This is a genomic window from Streptomyces roseoviridis (assembly GCF_039535235.1).
Lineage (GTDB): Bacteria > Actinomycetota > Actinomycetes > Streptomycetales > Streptomycetaceae > Streptomyces > Streptomyces roseoviridis.
In genome coordinates, this window is sequence record NZ_BAAAWU010000001.1 from 559,036 (window position 1) to 577,862 (window position 18,827).

Annotated in this window: 12 protein-coding genes and 1 pseudogene; 7 read left to right on the top strand and 6 right to left on the bottom strand. The window is 72.8% G+C overall.

Annotated features, from left to right (window positions below; translation table 11 throughout):
• Nucleotides 1-307: 307 nt before the first annotated feature.
• From ABD954_RS02535 to ABD954_RS02545, 3 genes are all read right to left on the bottom strand, one after another.
• On the bottom strand, nt 308-517 hold the full coding sequence (locus ABD954_RS02535; protein ID WP_345484066.1) for a hypothetical protein: 210 nt from the start codon (nt 515-517) through the stop codon (nt 308-310).
• Between the two features lie 439 nt (nt 518-956).
• Entirely contained in the window at nt 957-2,210 is a 1,254-nt protein-coding gene (locus ABD954_RS02540) for an MFS transporter (protein ID WP_345484067.1), read from the bottom strand.
• Nucleotides 2,211-2,689: 479 nt separating this feature from the next.
• On the bottom strand, nt 2,690-3,802 hold the full coding sequence (locus ABD954_RS02545) for a lytic polysaccharide monooxygenase auxiliary activity family 9 protein (protein ID WP_345484068.1): 1,113 nt from the start codon (nt 3,800-3,802) through the stop codon (nt 2,690-2,692).
• A 331-nt stretch (nt 3,803-4,133) separates the two neighbouring features.
• Between ABD954_RS02545 and ABD954_RS02550 the strand changes: the two are divergent.
• The 5 genes and pseudogenes from ABD954_RS02550 to ABD954_RS02570 all read left to right on the top strand — a co-directional run.
• Nucleotides 4,134-6,371: pseudogene (locus tag ABD954_RS02550) on the top strand (glycoside hydrolase family 9 protein); the annotation flags it as partial.
• 62 nt (nt 6,372-6,433) lie between these two features.
• Nucleotides 6,434-7,825: a cellulase family glycosylhydrolase gene (locus ABD954_RS02555; protein ID WP_345484069.1), complete on the top strand. Its 1,392-nt coding sequence runs from the start codon at nt 6,434-6,436 to the stop codon at nt 7,823-7,825.
• Between the two features lie 304 nt (nt 7,826-8,129).
• Entirely contained in the window at nt 8,130-10,073 is a 1,944-nt protein-coding gene (locus ABD954_RS02560; RefSeq protein ID WP_382746018.1) for an ATP-binding cassette domain-containing protein, read from the top strand.
• Between the two features lie 37 nt (nt 10,074-10,110).
• Nucleotides 10,111-10,695, top strand: a complete 585-nt coding sequence (locus ABD954_RS02565; protein WP_345484071.1) for a class I SAM-dependent methyltransferase — start codon at nt 10,111-10,113, stop codon at nt 10,693-10,695.
• A 38-nt stretch (nt 10,696-10,733) separates the two neighbouring features.
• A complete protein-coding gene (locus tag ABD954_RS02570) occupies nt 10,734-11,483 on the top strand; it encodes a class I SAM-dependent methyltransferase (RefSeq protein WP_345484072.1) in 750 nt (249 codons plus the stop codon).
• Between the two features lie 63 nt (nt 11,484-11,546).
• Here ABD954_RS02570 and ABD954_RS02575 read toward each other — a convergent pair whose 3' ends face one another.
• From ABD954_RS02575 to ABD954_RS02585, 3 genes are all read right to left on the bottom strand, one after another.
• The gene (locus tag ABD954_RS02575) at nt 11,547-14,102 is read right to left on the bottom strand and encodes an NACHT domain-containing protein (RefSeq protein WP_345484073.1); all 2,556 of its coding nucleotides are present in this window, start codon (nt 14,100-14,102) and stop codon (nt 11,547-11,549) included.
• A 394-nt stretch (nt 14,103-14,496) separates the two neighbouring features.
• Complete coding sequence (locus ABD954_RS02580; RefSeq protein ID WP_345484074.1) at nt 14,497-15,876, bottom strand: chloride channel protein; 1,380 nt, start codon at nt 15,874-15,876, stop codon at nt 14,497-14,499.
• A gap of 338 nt (nt 15,877-16,214) precedes the next feature.
• Nucleotides 16,215-16,955: a class I SAM-dependent DNA methyltransferase gene (locus tag ABD954_RS02585; RefSeq protein ID WP_345484075.1), complete on the bottom strand. Its 741-nt coding sequence runs from the start codon at nt 16,953-16,955 to the stop codon at nt 16,215-16,217.
• Between the two features lie 274 nt (nt 16,956-17,229).
• Here ABD954_RS02585 and ABD954_RS02590 point away from each other — a divergent pair, with 274 nt between their 5' ends.
• Nucleotides 17,230-17,877: a pyridoxine/pyridoxamine 5'-phosphate oxidase gene (locus tag ABD954_RS02590; protein ID WP_345491928.1), complete on the top strand. Its 648-nt coding sequence runs from the start codon at nt 17,230-17,232 to the stop codon at nt 17,875-17,877.
• Nucleotides 17,878-18,011: 134 nt separating this feature from the next.
• A complete protein-coding gene (locus tag ABD954_RS02595) occupies nt 18,012-18,443 on the top strand; it encodes a cupin domain-containing protein (protein WP_345484076.1) in 432 nt (143 codons plus the stop codon).
• The last annotated feature ends 384 nt before the right edge of the window (nt 18,444-18,827 follow it).

Here is an 18,827-nt window from a genome sequence, read left to right on the forward strand (position 1 = left end):
CACCGCCCGGAGACGGGTGGTGGGGTCGGCTGGCCGCGTGGTCGTTGATCCACCTTCTGTGGTGGGTCATCGACCGCTAGCCAGCCGACCACTCGTGACCGCTCAGGGCCGCCCACTTTCCAGGCTTGCGGTCCTGGGCGCCGACGGCGGGCGGTTGAGGACGGATCCTCGGTCGCCCGCCGTACGTCTCGGTACCGGTAACCGAAATACATACCGGAACGCGAATAAGCAACATCCACGAGCTTAGAGCAGTCGGTTAACTTATTTGGGTCAAACGCCGGAAGAACCCACCGCTTACGTATGGGGGTTAGCAGCCGCGTCCACGCCGTTCCGGGGTGGCGGCCCAGTCCAGGACGGTGAAGTCGGCTTCCTTGCCGGCGAGGAAGTTGCCGATGACCCGGTCGAGGTCGAGCGCCTGGGCGCCGCCGAGGGTGGCGAGGCAGAAGCCGCGGTGGGCGGACAGTCCGCGGCCGCGCAGGGCGGTGACCTTGTACCCCTCGTCGAGGGTGCGCAGCATAAGTAGCGCGTGCCCGCGCCGATGTCGGTTCCCGTGCCGACGCGCACGCGCTGGTCGCGGGCCGCGTGCAGGTCGAACAGGCCGCTGCCGAGGAACAGGTCGGACATGGGGCGGAACGCAAGGGCCGACCCGGCGGCGGCCAGCCGGGCGCGGTCGCTGTCGTCGATCCGCCTGTTCGACGCCGGCGTCCCTGCGGCAGGCGGGCGCGTACGGCTCGCGGTCCATCAGGACCTTCCCGCACAGCATCCGCAGGTCGCGCCGGTCGGCCCGCTCGAAGAACGTGGACGCAGGGGTCATGGGCGCGGTCCTCCGGTGCGGCGCGCGGACGGTGGGACGGTGTGGGCGGTGACGGGACGGCACCCTGGAGCGGGGCAGCCCGTACGGTGGCCGGCTCTCGGGCCCGGCGGGGCCGTCGGCCCCGTCGAGCGGCCCGACGGGGTCAGCGCACGCCGCGGATCGGGACGACGGACAGGGCTCCGACGACGGTGATCAGCGCGCCCGCGGCGAACAGGCCGTCGTAGCCACCGAGTGAGGCGACGACCAGGGAGGCCAGAAACGGGCCGATGATCTGGGGGCCCGCGTTGGCGATGTTGAGGACGCCCAAGTCGCGGGCCGCGTCGTCGGCGCTGGGCAGGACCAGGGTGACCAGGGCCGTGTCCACCGCCATGAAGCAGCCGAACGACAGCCCGGTGACGATCGCGAAGGCGATCATGCCCGTCCAGGTGGGACTGGCGACCGGTATCAGCATGCCGATCGCGGTGAGGACGCAGGAGACCGCGATGAACGGCTTGCGCCGCCCGATGCGGTCGGACAGCAGCCCGCCGACGACCGTCGCCAGCAGCATGCACACGGCGTTGACCGGCGAGAGGACCGCCATGGCCGCGGCGGGCCCGACCTCCGCGGGCAGGCTGACGTGGTCCTGCAGGACGTACAGCTGGAAGAGCGTGACCATGAAGTAGCCGAGCATCATCAGGAACCGGCCGGTGAACGCCCAGCGGAAGTCGCCCGCCCTCAGGGCCGTGCCGAAGGCCGCGAGCTGCCGGCTCAGCGGCACCGCCTCCCGAGCGGGAAGGCGCTGCTCGCGCACCAGCGCGGTGAACAGTACGGCCACCACGGCGATCACCGCGCCCAGAGCGAGGTAGCCGGTGCGGATGCCGTCGGGAACGAAGGCGGCGGCGAGGGTGACGCCGGCGATCACGCCGAGCGGGGTGCCGATGCCGACCATCGCGGACGCCAGGCCCCGCCGCTCGACCGGGACGCGGTCGGGGACGACGGCGGTGATGGCGGCCTGGTAGATGTTCATCATCGCCTGCACCAGGCACCAGCCGATGGTGACGAGCAGCAGGGTGCGCATCGCGCCCAGCAGGGCGAGCGCGTCCAGGGCGGCGAGACCGCCGCCCAGGATCCACGGGTTCCGTCGCCCGGAGCGGTCCGACAGCAGCCCTGCCAGCGGGTTGAAGAGGGTGGCGAAGACCGCGGAGACACCGGAGACCAGGCCAAGGTTGGCCACCTTGTCCGCCGGGTCCAGCAGTTCCACCTGCACGGGCAGCAGCACCTGGCCGACGCCCATGTAGACCATGAACATCGCCGTGTTCCCGACGGCGAGCAGGACGAGCAGTCGTGCCAGGGGGCCACCGCCGGAGCGGGCGGCCGGTGTCTCCTGCGGCGGAGTCTGGATCTCGGGTCTGCTCATGGCGGCCTCCTTGGAGCACGGCTGAGCCCGGGTACGGGGGACGGGAGCGGCGGCGGGGGAAACGGGGTCGCGGCACGGCAGAGGGCGGCCCGGGGGGCGGTGGTCCAGGCTCGCCGGTTACACGTGTCAGCTGCGGTGGCACCTGTGTAACACCCTCAGGGCTCCGTGCCTAGAGAGCGCGCACACATTGCCGGCTTGCCGTGGAGCGGGGGCCGCGAGGGGTCGCGGCGCGGGCGGGCGACGGGGTGCCGCTCGGGGCGCGCTCGGGCGGTGGGCGGGTCGGCCGGCCGCCGCATGCGCGTGCGGCGTCCCGTCGCCGCCGGCTCCTGGGCGACCCCGAGCCCTGGCGCCGGCGCCGGAGCGGGCGGGCCGTGTCGCCTTGAGGACGGGGCGGGCGCGCTCAGGGGCGCCCGAGGCGACACGCCACGGCGCCGCCTCTCGCGCGGGGCGGGAGGCGGCGCCGTCTCACTCGGCGGTGGCTACGGGGTGACGCAGCCGAGGGAACCGACCGGGAAGTCGTTGCCGGTCGAGGTCGCCGTGAAGCCGAACGTGACGCTGCCGTTCGGCGGGATGGTCCGGTTGTAGTCGAGGTTCGCGACGGTGAGCGTGCCGTCGGACCCGGTGGTCAGAGCTCCGTTCCAGACGCTGTTGATCCTCGTGCCGGCTCCGGGCTTCCACCTCACGGCCCAGCCGTCGCGTGCCGTCGTGTCGTGGTTCATCACCTCGACGGAGCCCTGGAAGCCACTGTTCCAGGAGTTGGTCACGGTGTAGACGGCCATGCAGCCGGTGTGCGGATCGGTCGGGGTGGGAGTGGGGGTCGGGGTGGGAGTCGGGGTGGGGGTCGGGGTCGGGGTGGGGGTCGGCGTGCCGCCCGAGCCGCGGATGCCGGTGACCTCGCCGTTGCCGCCGTCGAAGACGATGTCGGAGCAGGAGAAGAAGTTCTCCTGGCTGTCCGAGCGCACCCACTGGATGAACATCACCGCGTCGCCCGAGCGGCCCGACGGCAGATTCAGGTTCCAGTAGTAGTGGCCCCCGTCCGTGCCCGGGGAGCCCGTCTGCGGCGGGTCGGTGACGGTCTGGATCAACTCCAGGTCGTCCCAGCCCAGTTCGGTACTCGGCGAGTAACCCGGCTTGGAGAGGTAGACCCGGAAGGACCCCGGGTGCGCGGCCCAGTTGCTGTGCTTGACCTGGATCGTCTTCCCGGACGTCAGGTGGGTGCGGGGCCAGTCCGGGCGGGCGGCGTTGTAGCCGGTGAAGTCGTACGGCGACCGGTCGCCGGCGCTGCACAGCTTTCCGTCCGGAACGTAACCGGGCCCCCGCCCGCCCGCCTGGGAGTCGAGCACGGCGAACCAGTTGTAGAGCGACGACGCACCGCTCTCGTCGAGTGCGGCCCGGCAGGCCGGGTTGGTCGGATCCAGCGAGCCGGTGCTGGTCTTGGCGTCGAGGTAACAGAGGTACGTGCGCGATCCGGGCATCATCGTGACGCCGTGCGCCTGGGCACTGCCTTGACCCAGCAGGACCAGGCCGATTCCGCCGAGCAGGGTCGTGAAGACCGCCGCCAGCGAGAGCAGTCGCTTCTTGCGTCGAACCATGGATGTCTCCTGTTGCCTGGGGGGTGGTCCGGGCTCTTGCTTGCCTCCTCGCGGCTCGCCCGCCGGTCGCGGGAAGCGCGGCGGGCCGCAGTGGGAGCGCTCCCACTGCATGACTTCGGAGGGGACTGTAAGCGAGACGCGTGCGCCTGACAACCCATCAGCACGGAACCCGGCGTCCGGTTCCCGCCGACCGGAGTCGCCCTCGCCCCCGAATGCAACGGGTCGCGTCCGGGACGTTGACGGCCCGGCACCCCGGCCACGAGTATGACCCTGCCCGATGGGAGCGCTCCCATGAGCGGTTCGCTCCCTGTCCCCTGTGAGGAGCCGAGACGTGAACAAACGCAGAACCGCCCTGCTGTCCCTGACAGCCCTGCTCGCGGCGGGCCTCACCGCGGTCCCCGCCGGCCCCGCGGGGGCGGACGAGGTCGAGCAGGTCAGGAACGGCACGTTCGACACCGGCACCGACGCGTGGTGGACGAGCAACCTCACCGTCGCACCGGCCGACGGCAGACTCTGCGCCGACGTGCCGGGGGGCACGGCGAACCGCTGGGACGCCGCCGTCGGCCAGAACGACCTCACGCTCGTCAAGGGAGAGACGTACCGGTTCCGCTTCCATGCGACCGGCGCCCCCGAGGGCAACTCGGTCCGCGCCGTCGTGGGGCTCCAAGTGGCGCCGTACGACGCGTACCAGGAGGTCACTCCGCAGCTGAGCGTCTCCGGCAACACGTACAGCTACACGTTCACCTCGCCCGTCGACACGCCGCAGGGCCAGGTCGCCTTCCAGCTCGGCGGCGCCGCCGAGCCCTGGCGCTTCTGCCTCGACGACGTGTCCCTGCTCGGCGGCGTGCCGCCGGAGGAGTACGAGCCCGACACCGGCCCCCGGGTCCGGGTCAACCAGGTCGCCTACCTGCCGGGGGGCCCGAAGAACGCCACGCTCGTCACCGAGGCGACCGGGCCGCTGCCCTGGCAGCTGAAGAACGCGTCCGGCGCGGTCGTCGCGAGCGGCCGCACCGTGCCGCGCGGGGTGGACCCCTCGTCCGGGCAGAACGTCCACACGATCGACTTCGGCGGCCACCGCGGGGCCGGGTCCGGCTTCGCCCTGGTCGCCGACGGCGAGACCAGCCGGCCCTTCGACATCGGCACCGCCGCCTACGAGAAGCTCCGCCTGGACGCCGCGAAGTTCTACTACACCCAGCGCAGCGGGATCGAGATCCGCGACGACCTGCGTCCCGGTTACGGCCGCGAGGCGGGGCACGTCGACGTGGCCCCGAACCAGGGAGACGGCCACGTGCCCTGCCAGGTGGGCGTGTGCGACTACGCGCTCGACGTCACCGGCGGCTGGTACGACGCCGGCGACCACGGCAAGTACGTCGTCAACGGCGGCATCTCCGTCTGGCAGCTCCTCAGCACCTACGAACGCGCCCGCCACGCCCGCACCGGGCACCCGGAGAAGCTGGGCGACGGGTCCCTGGACATCCCGGAGAGCGGCAACAAGGTCCCCGACATCCTCGACGAGGCCCGCTGGGAGCTGGAGTTCCTCCTCAAGATGCAGGTGCCGGACGGCGAGCCGCTCGCCGGTATGGCCCACCACAAGATCCACGACGAGCAGTGGACCGGCCTGCCCCTGCTGCCCTCCGACGACCCGCAGAAGCGCGCCCTGCACCCCCCGACGACCGCGGCCACGCTGAACCTCGCGGCGACCGCCGCCCAGGCGGCCCGCCTCTACACGGCGTACGACCCCCGGTTCGCCGCCACCGCGCTCGCCGCCGCCCGCAAGGCGTGGGCCGCGGCCCTCGCCCACCCCGACGTGCTGGCCTCCGAGAGCGACGGCATCGGCGGCGGCAGCTACGCCGACCGCGACGTCAGCGACGAGTTCTACTGGGCGGCCGCCGAGCTGTACCTCACCACGGGCGGGCGGGAGTTCCGGGACCACGTCCTGAACTCCCCCGTGCACACCGCCGACGTCTTCGGGCCGATCGGCTTCGACTGGGCGCGTACGGCCGTCCCCGCCCGCCTCGACCTCGCCACGGTCCCGAACCGGCTGCCCGGCCGCGACCAGGTCCGCCGGTCCGTACGCGCGGGAGCCGACCGCTACCTGGCCACCCTGAAGGCCCATCCCTACGGCATGCCCTACGCCCCGGAGGGTCACCGGTACGACTGGGGATCCACCCACCAGATCCTCAACAACGCCGTCGTCCTGGCGACCGCCTACGACATCACGGGCGGCGCGAAGTACCGCGACGGGGCCGTCCAGAGCATGGACTACGTCCTGGGCCGCAACGCCCTGAACATCTCGTACGTCACGGACTACGGCGAGGTCAGCGCGCAGAACCAGCACAGCCGCTGGTACGCCCGCCAGCTCGACCCGAAGCTGCCCAAGCCGCCCGCCGGCTCGCTCTCCGGCGGTCCGAACTCGAGCATCCAGGACCCGCTTGCCCAGAGCAGGCTCCAGGGCTGCACCGGGCAGTTCTGCTTCATCGACGACATCCAGTCCTGGTCGACCAACGAGCTCACCATCAACTGGAACTCCGCTCTGACCTGGATGGCCTCCTTCGTGGCCGACCAGGGCGCACCGGCGGCCCTCGGGAACGCTCCCCACGGCTCCCTCCGACCCGCACGAGGAGGAACACGGTGAAACGCCTCCTGGCCGTGCTCGCGACCGGCGCGACAGCCCTGGGACTGATGTCCCTCTCGAACCCCCCGGCGGCGGCCGCCGCCGGCTGCGAGGTCGACTACACCGTCACCAGTCAGTGGCAGGGCGGCTTCCAGGCCGCAGTGAAGGTCACCAACCTGGGAGATCCGGTCAACGGGTGGACCTTGAAGTTCGCCCTGCCCGACGCCGGACAGAGGGTCGTCCAGGGCTGGAACGCCACCTGGGCGCAGTCCGGCTCGACGGTCACCGCCACGAACGTCGACTGGAACCGCACGCTGGGCACCGGCGCGTCCGCCGACCTGGGATTCGTGGGCTCCTTCACGGGCGCCAATCCCCAGCCGACGGCGTTCACCCTGGGCGGCGTCGCCTGCACGGGCGCCGTCGAAGAGCCCCCGCCGGGAGGCGGCGAGCCCACCCCCGGACCGGGCACCGGCACCCCCGTGGACGTCAACGGCCTGCTCCGCGTCTGCGGCGTCCACCTGTGCAACCAGTACGGCCGCCCGGTCCAGCTGCGCGGCATGAGCACGCACGGCATCCAGTGGTTCGCCCGGTGCTACGACGCGGCGTCCCTGGACGCGCTCGCGAAGGACTGGAAGTCGGACCTGCTGCGCATCGCCATGTACGTCCAGGAGAGCGGTTACGAGACCGACCCGGCGGGATTCACCAGCCGCGTGAACGGTCTCGTCGACATGGCCGAGGCCCGGGGCATGTACGCGCTGATCGACTTCCACACCCTGACGCCGGGCGACCCGAACCACAACCTCGACCGGGCGAAGACGTTCTTCGCGTCCGTCGCGGCCCGCAACGCCGCCAAGAAGAACGTCATCTACGAGATCGCCAACGAGCCGAACGGCGTGAGCTGGGCGGCGGTCAAGAGCTACGCGGAGCAGGTCATCCCGGTGATCCGGGCCGCCGACCCGGACGCGGTCGTCATCGTCGGCACCCGCGGCTGGTCGTCGCTGGGCGTCTCGGACGGCTCCGACGAGAACGAGATCGTCAGCAATCCGGTCGATGCCGACAACATCATGTACGCGTTCCACTTCTACGCCGCGAGCCACAAGGACGTCTACCGCACCACGTTGAGCCGGGCGGCTTCGCGACTCCCGCTGTTCGTGACGGAGTTCGGCACGGTGAGCGCCACGGGCGACGGGACGTTGGACCGGGCGAGCACCACGGCCTGGCTGGACCTGCTCGACCAGCTGAAGATCGGCTACGCGAACTGGACCTACTCCGACGCTCCCGAGTCCAGCGCGGCGCTGCGTCCCGGCACGTGCGCCGGCGGCGACTACGGCAGCAGCGGCGTGCTGACGGAGTCGGGGGCCCTGATCAAGAGCCGGATCAGCACCACCGACCACTTCCCCACCGGCTGACCCCGGCGGGGGCTCCGGCCGTGCCGGAGCCCCCGCCCCGACCGCTCGGCGACGTCAGGAGCAAGCGGCACCGAGCGGCGGAGCCGACCGGGCCGTACTCGACGCCCACCCCGCCGTCGTCGGCGTTTCGGCCAATCGCCCGCCTCCCGACTCCTGTGGTGGGAAGCGGGTCGATGCATCCGCCACGCTCCCGCGCCCCCGCCGTTCCGGGATGTCACGCTCGACCGAAACACACACGTTCGATATCCCGGCCGACTCGTTGAACCTCGTGAACCGACCCCGGATCACGAGGCAGGGGGACAGCTTGACCGTGGACAGCACATCCCGACAGGCGCACGCGGGCGAAGCCGAGGGAGCTCGGCCGGAGGACGCGGGCAACGCGCAGGAGGAGGAGTTCCGGTTCCGGGACGAATCCCGGCTGCGGGCCGGCGAGCAGATGACGACCGCCACGATGGCACGGCGCCTGCCCGCGCTGGTACGGCGGTCGTTGGCCATGGCGTGGCAGGTGGACCGGGTCGCCACGGCCGGGTTGCTGGCGTGCCAGATCGGCTCCGGCGTGCTGGCCGCCCTGGGCCTGTTCGCCGTCACCGGGACGCTCAGCGCGCTGATCGCCTCCGGTGACATCACGGAGCGGCTGCGCGAGGCGGCCCCGCGGCTGGCCGTCATCGCCACGGCCACCGGTCTGCGTGCCCTGCTCGGCATCACCGTGACGTGGCTGACCGGCCGGCTGCGCCCGGTGCTCGCCCGGGCCGCCGAGGTGAGCATGGTCGAGGCGGCGCTCGGCGCCGAGGCCGCGGCGACCAACAAGCCCGGCTACAACGACTCGTACGACATCGCCGACCGTGGTGCCCAGGTCACCCCCGACCTGGTGGAGGAGGCGCAGGACGTCCTGGCCGCCACGGCGACCCTCGCGGCGGGGGCGACCGTCCTCGCCGTGATCCATCCCGTTCTCCTCCCGCTGCTGCTCCTGGCGTGCCTGCCGCAGGCCGCCGCGTACGTGCGGGCCGCGCGCGTGGTGTACCTGGCGGGCCTCGAGACGTCCGGGCGCCGGCGGATGCTGCACAAGTTGCGCTGGCACATGTCGTACATGGAGTCCGGCGAGGAGATGCGGGCCTGCCTGGCGGGCCCCTTCCTCCTCGGCCGCTACCGGCGCCTCGCCGCGTCGGTCAACGCCGCCGAGCGCAAGGCCGCCGGAACCGGGGCCTGGATGGGGCTGGTCGGCGCGGCGGCCGGCGGGGTCGCGTCGGCGGCGGTGTGGGCGACGCTGCTGTGGCTCCTGGTCTCGGGCCGGACGGACCTGGCCGCCGGGGGCGGCGCCGTCTTCGCACTGCAGACGGCGACCGGGTCCGTACGGGGCATCATCAACGGCGGGGCCCGGCTCGTGCGCACCGGCTGGTACGTGCAGGACTGGCAGAACTTCCTCGACAACGCCCACGGCCAGGCGATGACCTCATCGCGCGGCTCCGAGCTGCCGGCGGCGGCGCCGGAGCGGTTCGAGGTCCGTGACGTCACCTACCGGTACGACGGCGCGGAGCGGGACAGCCTCACCGGGGTGTCGCTGCGGGTGCGGCGCGGGGAGATCGTGGCGCTGGTCGGGGAGAACGGTTCGGGGAAGACGACGCTGTCCCGGCTGATCTGCGGCCTGCTGCTGCCGACCTCCGGCGAGGTCGCCTGGGACCACGCGACCACGGTGCGCCTTGAGCCGTGGGAGGCGTGGAAGCACGTCGCGCTGGCTCCGCAGAGGTTCACCTATCTGCCGCTCACCCTCCGCGACAACATCACCCTCGGGCAGGGCGACACCGGTGACGCCGCCGTCCTCGCGGCCTGCGAGGCGTCCGGGGCCGCGGACATCCTGCCCGAGCTGCGGTCCGGTCTCGACACCCTGCTGACATCCGAGTGGTTCGGAGGCCACCAGTTGTCCGGCGGGCAGTGGCAGCGCGTCGTCCTGACCCGGGCGTTCCACCGGCAGGCCGCCCTGCTCGTGATGGACGAGCCCACGGCCGCCCTCGACGCCCGTGCCGAGCACCACGTCTTCACCGGGCTTCGGGAGCTCGCCAAGGACCGGGCCGTCCTCCTGATCACGCACCGGCTCGCCAATGTGGCCGTCGCCGACCGGATCGTCGTCCTCGACCGGGGCCGCCTCGTACAGGAGGGGACGTACGCCCAGCTCACCCGGGAACCCGGGCTGTTCCGGACGCTGTGGGAACTGGAGCGGCGCACCGGCCACGACGTGAACCGCCCCGCCTGACCCGCCCGGCCGCAACGCCCGCACGAGAAGGAGCCCCATGCCCCTCACCACGTCCACCGCCGGCCCCGCCTACTGGGAACCGCTCTGGGCCGCCGGCCGCCGCTACCGGCGGCTGTGCGAGGCCGAGAAGCGGCTGATGGCCGAACACCTCGGCCCCGGTGGAGGCCGCCCCGCCCTCGACGTCGGCAGCGGCGACGGCAGCCTCGCCCGCCACCTCCACCACGAGCTCGGCTACCGCACGACCGGCGTCGACTGCTCCCCCAGCGCACTCGCGCTCGCCGCGGCCCAGGACACCGGGCCGGGGCCGGCGTGGCGGTGCGCGGACATCACCACCGATGACCTCAGCGCCCTCCCTGACGCGGCCTACGCCCTCGTCACCTGCCGCCTGGTCTACCGGTGGATGGACGACAAGCCCGGCTTTCTCGACCGCGTCCGCCGGCTCCTCGCACCCGGCGGTACCTTCTGGGTCGTCACCGGGCTCGCCGGCCGCCGCACGACCACCGACCCCGCCCGCCGCGAGCTCGGCATCTCTCCGGCGGACGCCGAACTGCTCGCGACCGGCTGGTCCGTCGTGCGCACCGCCGACCTCGACGTCCTGCGCTGCTACGCCCTGCGGCCCTGAGTCCCGCACCCCGCCCGCGACCGGAAGGACACGAACCCGTGCCGGACATCGAGAAGCACATCGCCGAGATCTGGTCCCTCTACGGCCGTCACCAGCTCGGCCGGACCTTCGACCTGCCCGAGCTGGACGACTGGACCTGGGACATCCCGCAGGTCGGACCCGGCATCGACGTGCTCGGCGAGGTCGCCGGTCTGCGCGTCCTGGACCTGGGAGCCGGAGTCGGCCGGCACGCCGCGCGTCTCGCCGCCCTCGGCGCCGACGTCACGGCCGTCGACGCCTCCCCCACCCAGTACCAGCGCGCCCTCGCCCGCTACCCCGACACCCCCGGGCTGCGCCTGGTGTGTGCCGACGCCGTCGACCACCTGCGAGAAGCCGCCCCCTACGACCTCGTGTACTCGGTCAGCGGCATCCCCTTCCTGGACCCGCACCGGCTGCTGCCCGCCCTGGCCGCCGGGCTCACGCCCGGCGGGCGGCTGGTGTTCAGCGCACTGCACACCAACTCCCACGGCGACGGGCCGTCCGACTCCGTCACCGCGCGCCCCGAGATTCTGAGGCTGCCCGGCACGGACACCGAGCACCGGATGCCCATGTGGGTCCTCGAACCGCGGCTGTGGGAGGGCCTCCTCGTCGACCACGGCCTCGTCGTGGAGTCGGTCACCACGATCGACTCCCCGCAGGCCGGTCAGCCGCTGTCGTACCGGCTGTACGCGGCCCGCCGCCCGGAGTCGATGCTCGATCCGTCCAGACGGTGCGCGCGCATCACCGCCCCGGTCGAGGCCGGCCCCTGACCCAATGGGCACCGCGCGCCCCGGGGAGCGCCCGGCCGGTCGAGCGGCTTCCCCGGCGGCCCGTCATCTCCCGATCGGAGGCTGTCGCGGGGGCCGCCACCGTTGACCCGCGAAGCGTGCGAGCGCGTCCTCCAGTTCGGGTGGGACCGTCGCCTCGTCCGGGACTCCGGTAGGGCAGTCGAGCGGCCACAGAGCCACCCAGCCGTCGCTGTTGACACGGATCCGCGGTCCCGGAGCGGCCTCGGCGGTGAACCGCAGGTGGAGCATGACGGTGGCGTCGTCGTTCTTCCCGAGCGGTGGTTGGAACAGGCGCGGCGCGACCTCCGCGATGTCCCGCCACTCGAAACGGACCGTCCGCCTGCCCCACGCGTACGCGATCCCGTCCTCGTCCAGGCGCAACTCGGCGCGCCGCCAGGTGAGGGGCGCGACCAGCAGGTCGACGGCGAGGGGAAGGGCCACGAAGAACCCCACGGTCTGCACGGCACCGGGATCCTGCCAGCCGTCCTCGTAGGTGATGATGCCGCTCCACACCAGCGCGAGCGTCCACATGCCCACGTACAAGGCCGGCTTTCCTCTGGTGACCCGCAGGCCGACGTAGCCGGGGATGCGGACGGACCGCGGGGTGCTGCTCGCCGCGGGGAGCGGGCGGACCGGCCAGGGCGCGCGGATGGTGGACCGCCGTCGGGGTTCCGGGCGGCCGCCGCGCCCGCGGGCCGCGAAGCCCGCCTGGATCTGGGCGTGCCGGAACTGGTAGACGCCGCCGACCTGTCGCAGCAGCCCCACCCTGCGCGCGTCCTCGAGGAACGCCATGGTCGACCACGGCAGCCTTCCCAGGCCCGCGAGGGTCACCTTGGCGAGCAGCCACTGCGTCCAGGGGCTCAGTGCCATGATCACCGCGGCCGCCCCCGCCGTTCCGGAGATCCAGCTGCCGAGCAGCACGATCCGGTCGGGGACCTGGACGACGGTCAGGGTGCCGATGGCTCCGATCACCGGTGCGACGCCGAACACCATGAGCAGGGTGCTGGCCCGCTCGCCGCGCAGCAGGGCCCGTGGCCCGACGGCCTGTGCGGTGTCGGCGGGCGCGCCGACCACCATCATGAGCAGCGGCGGAACGACGAAGCCCAGCGCCATGAGCGGTTCGTCCTGCTGGAGGAGCAGGACGATGGGTGCGAGGCACAGAAGGAGCCAGAACAGAGCCGGGATACGGGTGCGGTGCCTGCCGAACAGGGCGAGCCGACGGGGAAGAGGTCCCTTCCACAGCTGCGAGAGCAGCAGGATTATGCCTCCCATGATGCCGAGCATCGTGGCGGCCGTGGCTCCGGCGGCTATCTGGAAGGCGAGGAACACATCGCCTCCGGCGATCCAGCCGTTGAACCACGAGGAACCCGCCATCAACAGGACGTAGCCGGCCACCAGCGCCGGGGCCTTGAGGAAGGTCGGTGCCTTCGCCCGGTGCAGTTCCCACCAGGCGAACTCTCGGGTCTTCACCGCGGTGAGATGGGCGGCCAGGAAACCGAGGGCACGCTGTGCCTGCGCGTGCCCCCAGCGGCGTACGGGACGGGGCTGGTGGGGCGAGGGCGGCCCGGAGGGAAAGGCCGCCGGAACGATGGAGTCGAGCAGGTGCCGTTCCACGGCGGCGACGTCGGGGAAGAGGGAGGCGTCGGTGAGCTCCGTGGGGTCGGAGTCCGCGCGGGCGTACACGGTGCGGGCCAGCCACAGCATGAGGGGGGACGAGAGCGCTCTGGCCGGCACGGCTTCGGGGTGGCGGGTGAGGTGGTCCAGGAGCCCCTGCCAGCGCTGGGCGTGCCGGGGGTGCGAGGAGCCGCGCAGGTACGCGGCCGCCGCGGCCCCTGCCACCGGTTGCGCCTTGATCACGGCCGCCGCCTGCAACACCTCTTCCTCTTCGACGAGTTCGGTGTACTCGGTCGTGCGGGAGGTGAGGATGAGCGGTGTGCTGTCGGTGCCTGCCTTGTTGAGGGCGGCCAGGGCCGCGGACCGCAGCGGGCGGGGCAGTTCGTCCAGGCCGTCGAGGACCGGGAGCACCCGCCGGTCGCGCACGAGTGCGCGGATCCGGGCCCGGTCGAGGTCCCTGCTCAGGCCGACGTATTCCTCGTGGACGCGGCGCGCGAGCCAGACGTCGAAGTGTTCCTTGGTCGCGTCCCAGGAGGAGGCCAGGAGCGGTACGGGGACGGGCTTCGTCACGTCGTGCAGGGTGAGCAGCTGCAACGCGAGGAGGATCGCCAGGGACGTCTTGCCGGTGCCGGGACCGCCGATGATCACCAGACGGCGGGCGGGCAGGGCCTGGAAGGCGGCGGCGAGTTCGGTGAGTCCCGCGGTGCTGCCGGCGACGTCCGCCCCGACGTGCTCACGGTGATCGGCGACCGTCCAGTCAGCCCGCCAGCCGACCGCGAGCCTGGCGCTGCCGGCCAGGCCGAGGACCCCCGCCTCGTCCCGCCACTGGGCGAGCACCACGCGCGCCAGCTCTCCGGCAGCACGGTCCTGCGGTGTCTGCGGGGACGGCAGATGCAGGTGTACGCCGCTGAAGTCCCGGCCCTGAATCACGTACGTGGCCTGGCCCGAGAACACGTTGTGCACGTCGCCCCGTGACCGCTCCGACATGGCCGCTCAGCCGGTCCTCTGCCGCGGCCCGCGGGAAAGCGGCGGGAGGCCCCGCCTCGGACGCGCGGGCACCTGAGGGCGCATCGGTGATGTCACGTCGGAGCACCTTTCGCGGCAGCCGGAGCACCGCGGCGTCGCCGGTGCGGTACGGCGCCGTACGAGGCCGCGCAGCGACATCCCCGCCCGCTGCCCCGCCGCGCCCGCCGCGTCGCCGGCCGGCTCCGCGAGGAGCTCGGCCGTGATCGCCTCCATGGGCCCCCTCCCCTCCGTGAGACCGTTCAACTCCCGCCGTGATACGTGTAGTTGACTCAGCCGATGGAGCACTCTCCGAACGGTACCTGCCCGGATCCCGCCGTGCCCGAACCTGCGTGCGGGGGAACGGTTCGCGGGGCCCTCACGGTGCCGCCGTCCGCCGTCTCCTCTCCCGGGCGGCGTCCGGCGCGGCCGACGGCCCCTGCGGAAGCAGCTCGGCCGTGACGAAGGCCGTCACGGCCGCCAGGATGACCACGGGGACGGTCTCGAAGTTCCCGAGCACCAGGACCACCAGGGCCACGCTGCTGACCGGAAGCCGCAGCGAGGCCGCGCACGCGGCGGCCATGCCGGCGGCAGCGCCGGGGACCACTCCGAGTCCCGGCAGCGGCGCGAGCAGCACGCCGGCCGCCGCGCCCAAGAAGAGCGCGGGGAACACCAGGCCGCCGCGGAGACTTCCCAGGCACAGGGCGTACGCGGTGGCCTTGAACAGCAGGACGGCCAGCAGCGCGCCCACGCCCCAGGACTGCGGATCGGCGGTCAGCTGGGCCAGGGCGGCCTGCCCGGACAAGGCGACCTCCCCCGGGCTGCGGCCCGTGACGACCGCGTAGAGGGCGGCGCAGCCTCCGGCCGTGACCGCGCACGCCACCGTCCGGGGCAGCGGTGCCGCCGCCACGAACGAGGCGGTCAGACGACCGCCGAGGATCACGAGGTGGACGAGCGCGCCGATGCCGGTCGCCAGCAGGATCGACCACACCACGTCGCCCGTGTCCAGACGTGAGGGCGACAGGGGGAAGTGCACGGACAGACTGCCCGTCTGGAGGCCGGTCCACCGTCCGAAGCCGGTGAACACGACTCCACCGACACCGCTCGACAGCAGCGCGGGGAGCATGACGGCGAACAGGCGCGGCCCGCCCACGCCCGCCACCTCGATCAGCAGGACCGCGGCGATGAGCGGGTTTCCGAAGATGGCGGCGACGGCGGCGGCCGCGCCTGCCGCACCCAGCAGCGCGGTGCTCTGTGGTGTGGCCGGTGCGCGGACGAGGTCCCGGAAGAGCAGGGCCAGACCGCCGCCGAGTGCGATCAGGGGCGCCTCCGGGCCGAGGACGGCACCGAGCGGCAGGCTCGCGGCCGCGGCGATGATCACACCGGGCAGGGCGGCCGCCGCGGGCCCGCCCGTCTGCAGGCCGTACGCGGGAACGTGACCGCCCGCGCCGGGCAGACGGGTCACCACCGTCCCCACGACGATCCCGGCGACGGCGAGCAGCGGCAGCGGCCACCAGGCCGGCGGCGTGTCCCAGCCCCACGCCTTCGGCAGGTCGGCCCACAGCACGTGCTCCAGCTCGTGCAGGGCGACGAGGAACCAGAAGGCGGCGAGGGAGATCGGGATGCCGATGAGGGCGCTGAACACCAGGACCTTGCGGTACGCGGGCGTGCGCAGGAGGTCCCGCAGCCGGTCGGCCTCCGCTGCCTCCACCGGCTCTTCGGAGGGGCCCGGGGGGCGGCGGGCCTTCGGCGTCGTCATGGAGTGAGTCCTTCCGGGGCCGTGGGCGGGGTCTGCGTCGGGACTGCTGCCCGGCTCATCCTGGCCGCCCGCCGGCGTCGCCGACGGCTCACACAGCCGTGACCACGGCCGCCTTCACCCGCCCGGCACTACTCGCGCCCACGGCACGGCACCCTCCCGGTCCGGACGCGAAGGCACCGGCGCCTCTCACAGCACCCCGCCCGACGACGGCGAGGACGCGGCCGACGGCGTCACGAGTGGAGGGTGGCGTTCCCCAGCGCGGCGACGCTGCCGTCCCCCTCCGGGGTCACCGCCGCGCCCGCGGCCCGCCGCCCCGGCCGGCGCGGGGGCCGGTGGCCTCAGGCGGGCTTGCGCCACACGGAGACGTGCTTCGTGGAGTCCTGGGTGAACGAGGACCCGTCCCAGTCAGCGACGCGCCGTTCCAGTTCCAGTCCGGCGATCCGTGCCATCAGATCGAGCTCCGCCGGCCAGGCGTACCGGTGCCGGGATTTCTCCCGGCGGTAGCGGCCGTCGTCGCCGTCGCGGGTGAAGTGGTGGGAGACGAGGATCTGCTCGGCCAGGTCGAAGGTGTCGAAGCCGCTGTGCCGTTCGGAGACGTCGAACGGCACGGCGACCTGGCCGGGCGGCAGAAACCGGAGCGGCGGCACGCCCAGCTCGATGACGAATCGACCACCGGGCGCAAGATGCCGTGCGGCGTTGCGGAAGCACTCGACCTGCTCGTCCTGAGTCAGCAGGTTCGTGATGGTGTTGTAGACGAGATAGACCAACGCGAACTCACCGGGGACGACGGTGGTGGCCATGTCCCCGATGACGACGGGGAGCGTGTCCTCGTCGACCTTGCGCCGCAGCACAGCGGCCATGGCCTCGGACAGTTCGATGCCCACCACCGGCACGCCTCGCTCCCGGAGCGGGACGCCCACCCGTCCTGTCCCGATCGCGAACTCCAGCGCCCGGCCCTCTCCGGCGAGGTCGGCGAGGAAGGTGAGGGCCGGCCCGAGAACGGCAGCCGAGAACGCTTCGGCCTCCTCGGCGTCGTAGCGGTCGGCGGTCGCGCGGGTCCACAGCTCACTGCTCGTCACGAACGGCCACTGTGCCGGGTGCCGAGGGGCGCTGTCGACACGTTTTCGTTCCCGCGGGCGCCGCGTCCGTCGCACGGCGCCATGGCGGCGGCCGAAGCCTCGTGGCCCGCGAACCTCCCTCAGGCAAGGGGCCGGAGGGCCGTACGCGCGGAACAGGGCGTTGCGGACGGCGAGCCGCCCCGCGTGGTGGAATGCCCCGCTGGTGGCCCTGAACGTGGACGTGTTCTTGGTGCGGACGCTTGGGAGGCGTAGGTTCGGGAAAGTGAACGAGACGATGCGCGACAGGCTGAGGTCGATTCCGGTATTCGCGAACGTCGCCGCGACGGCGTTCACCGACACGAACCTTCCGGAGAATCCCGTACCGCGCGTCGGGGAATGGATTCTTTCGGCCGAGGCCGCCGGTCAGGCGGAGCCGCACGCCATGAGCATCTGCACGGTCTCGGCCGACGGAGTCCCGTCCAGCCGCGTGCTGCTCGTGAAGGACATCGACGAGGACGCGCTCTACTTCGCGACGCCCGCCGACAGCCGCAAGGGCCTGGAGATCGCCGCCTGCCCGCGGGTCGCCGCCCACTTCCACTGGCCGGCGGCCGGGCGTCAGGTCCGGCTGGTCGGGGTCGCCGTCGACCAGGGCCGGGCCGCCTCCGAGGGCGACTTCGCCGAACGCGGGCGGGAGTCCCGGCTGTCGGCCCATCTGCACCGCCCCGGGCCGCTGCCCTCCCGCCGGGCCGCGCTCGACGAGTTCGAGCGGCTCGGCGAGCTCCACCCCGATGAGGTGCCGTGCCCGCCCAGCTGGACGCTGTACGCCCTCGCCCCCACCGAGATCGAGTTCTGGGAGGCCAGCACCGACCGGGTCCATCACCGCGTGGTCTACCGCAGGGACGCCGCCGGCGCTCCCTGGCATCACGAGCTGCTGTGGCCCTGAGCGGAACCGGCGCGCGCGGGCGGGGGGCGGGCGGCCGTGCACGGGCGGCAACTCGACCGGCCGGCCAGATGCGACCGGTCGTTCGGGGTCGTTCCGGGCACGTCGCGACTCGTCGTGCGTCAGGATGTGGCGTCATGGGCGAGATTTCTGAACTGGTCGCACTCCTCGGGCTCGAACCCCACGTCGAGGGGGGCTGGTTTCGCCGCACCTGGTGCACCGAGGCGGAAGCGGTGCCGGACGGGTACGGGGGGACGCGTCCGTTCGCCACCGGGATCTACTTCCTCCTCCACCCGGGTGAGGTCTCACGCTGGCATCGGGTGCGCTCCGACGAGCTGTGGCTGTGGCACCGGGGCGGACCGCTGACGATGCGGCTCGGCGGGGACGGGGACGCACCCAGCGCCGGGGGCGCTTCCGTCCTGGGACCGCGTGTCGAGTACGGGGAGCAGCCGCAGTTGCTGGTGCCTGCCGGCACCTGGCAGACGGCGGAGCCGGCCGGTGACGAGCCGGCCCTGGTGTCCTGCGTCGTCGCTCCCGGCTTCGACTTCGAGGACTTCGAGATGCTGTGACCCCGCGCGCCTTCGCCGCAACACGGGCCCGACGCGTCCACGCAGGCGCCGACGGGACCCCGCGCCCCCGCTGCCTTCTTCGTGGCTCCGCAATGCGGTCCGGCCTCCGGGTCCGGCACGACTCCCCCCCTTGTTGTTCCTGATCCAAGGGATGGTGTCACCGGGTCCGGGCGCATCGACGGACCGCTGACGAGGGGCTTCCGCACCGGCTTCACCCGACCCGGAAGAGCTCTCCGTCACGTAGGTGCGGCAGCTCGGTGCCGAGGCAGGGCCGGACGAAAGCGTGACGGAGGGGCCTGCACGTGATCGACACCGGCGACACCGACGTCCTCCCCGGCGACGTCCTCCCCGGCCTTGACGTCGGCGAGGGCGAACACCACCCCA

Coding starts and splice junctions, on each gene's coding strand:
- ABD954_RS02535 (WP_345484066.1), bottom strand. CDS start 517: ATGCTGCGCACCCTCGACGAGGGGTACAAGGTCACCGCCCTGCGCGGC.
- ABD954_RS02540 (WP_345484067.1), bottom strand. CDS start 2,210: ATGAGCAGACCCGAGATCCAGACTCCGCCGCAGGAGACACCGGCCGCC.
- ABD954_RS02545 (WP_345484068.1), bottom strand. CDS start 3,802: ATGGTTCGACGCAAGAAGCGACTGCTCTCGCTGGCGGCGGTCTTCACG.
- ABD954_RS02565 (WP_345484071.1), top strand. CDS start 10,111: ATGCCCCTCACCACGTCCACCGCCGGCCCCGCCTACTGGGAACCGCTC.
- ABD954_RS02575 (WP_345484073.1), bottom strand. CDS start 14,102: ATGTCGGAGCGGTCACGGGGCGACGTGCACAACGTGTTCTCGGGCCAG.
- ABD954_RS02580 (WP_345484074.1), bottom strand. CDS start 15,876: ATGACGACGCCGAAGGCCCGCCGCCCCCCGGGCCCCTCCGAAGAGCCG.
- ABD954_RS02590 (WP_345491928.1), top strand. CDS start 17,230: ATGCGCGACAGGCTGAGGTCGATTCCGGTATTCGCGAACGTCGCCGCG.
- ABD954_RS02595 (WP_345484076.1), top strand. CDS start 18,012: ATGGGCGAGATTTCTGAACTGGTCGCACTCCTCGGGCTCGAACCCCAC.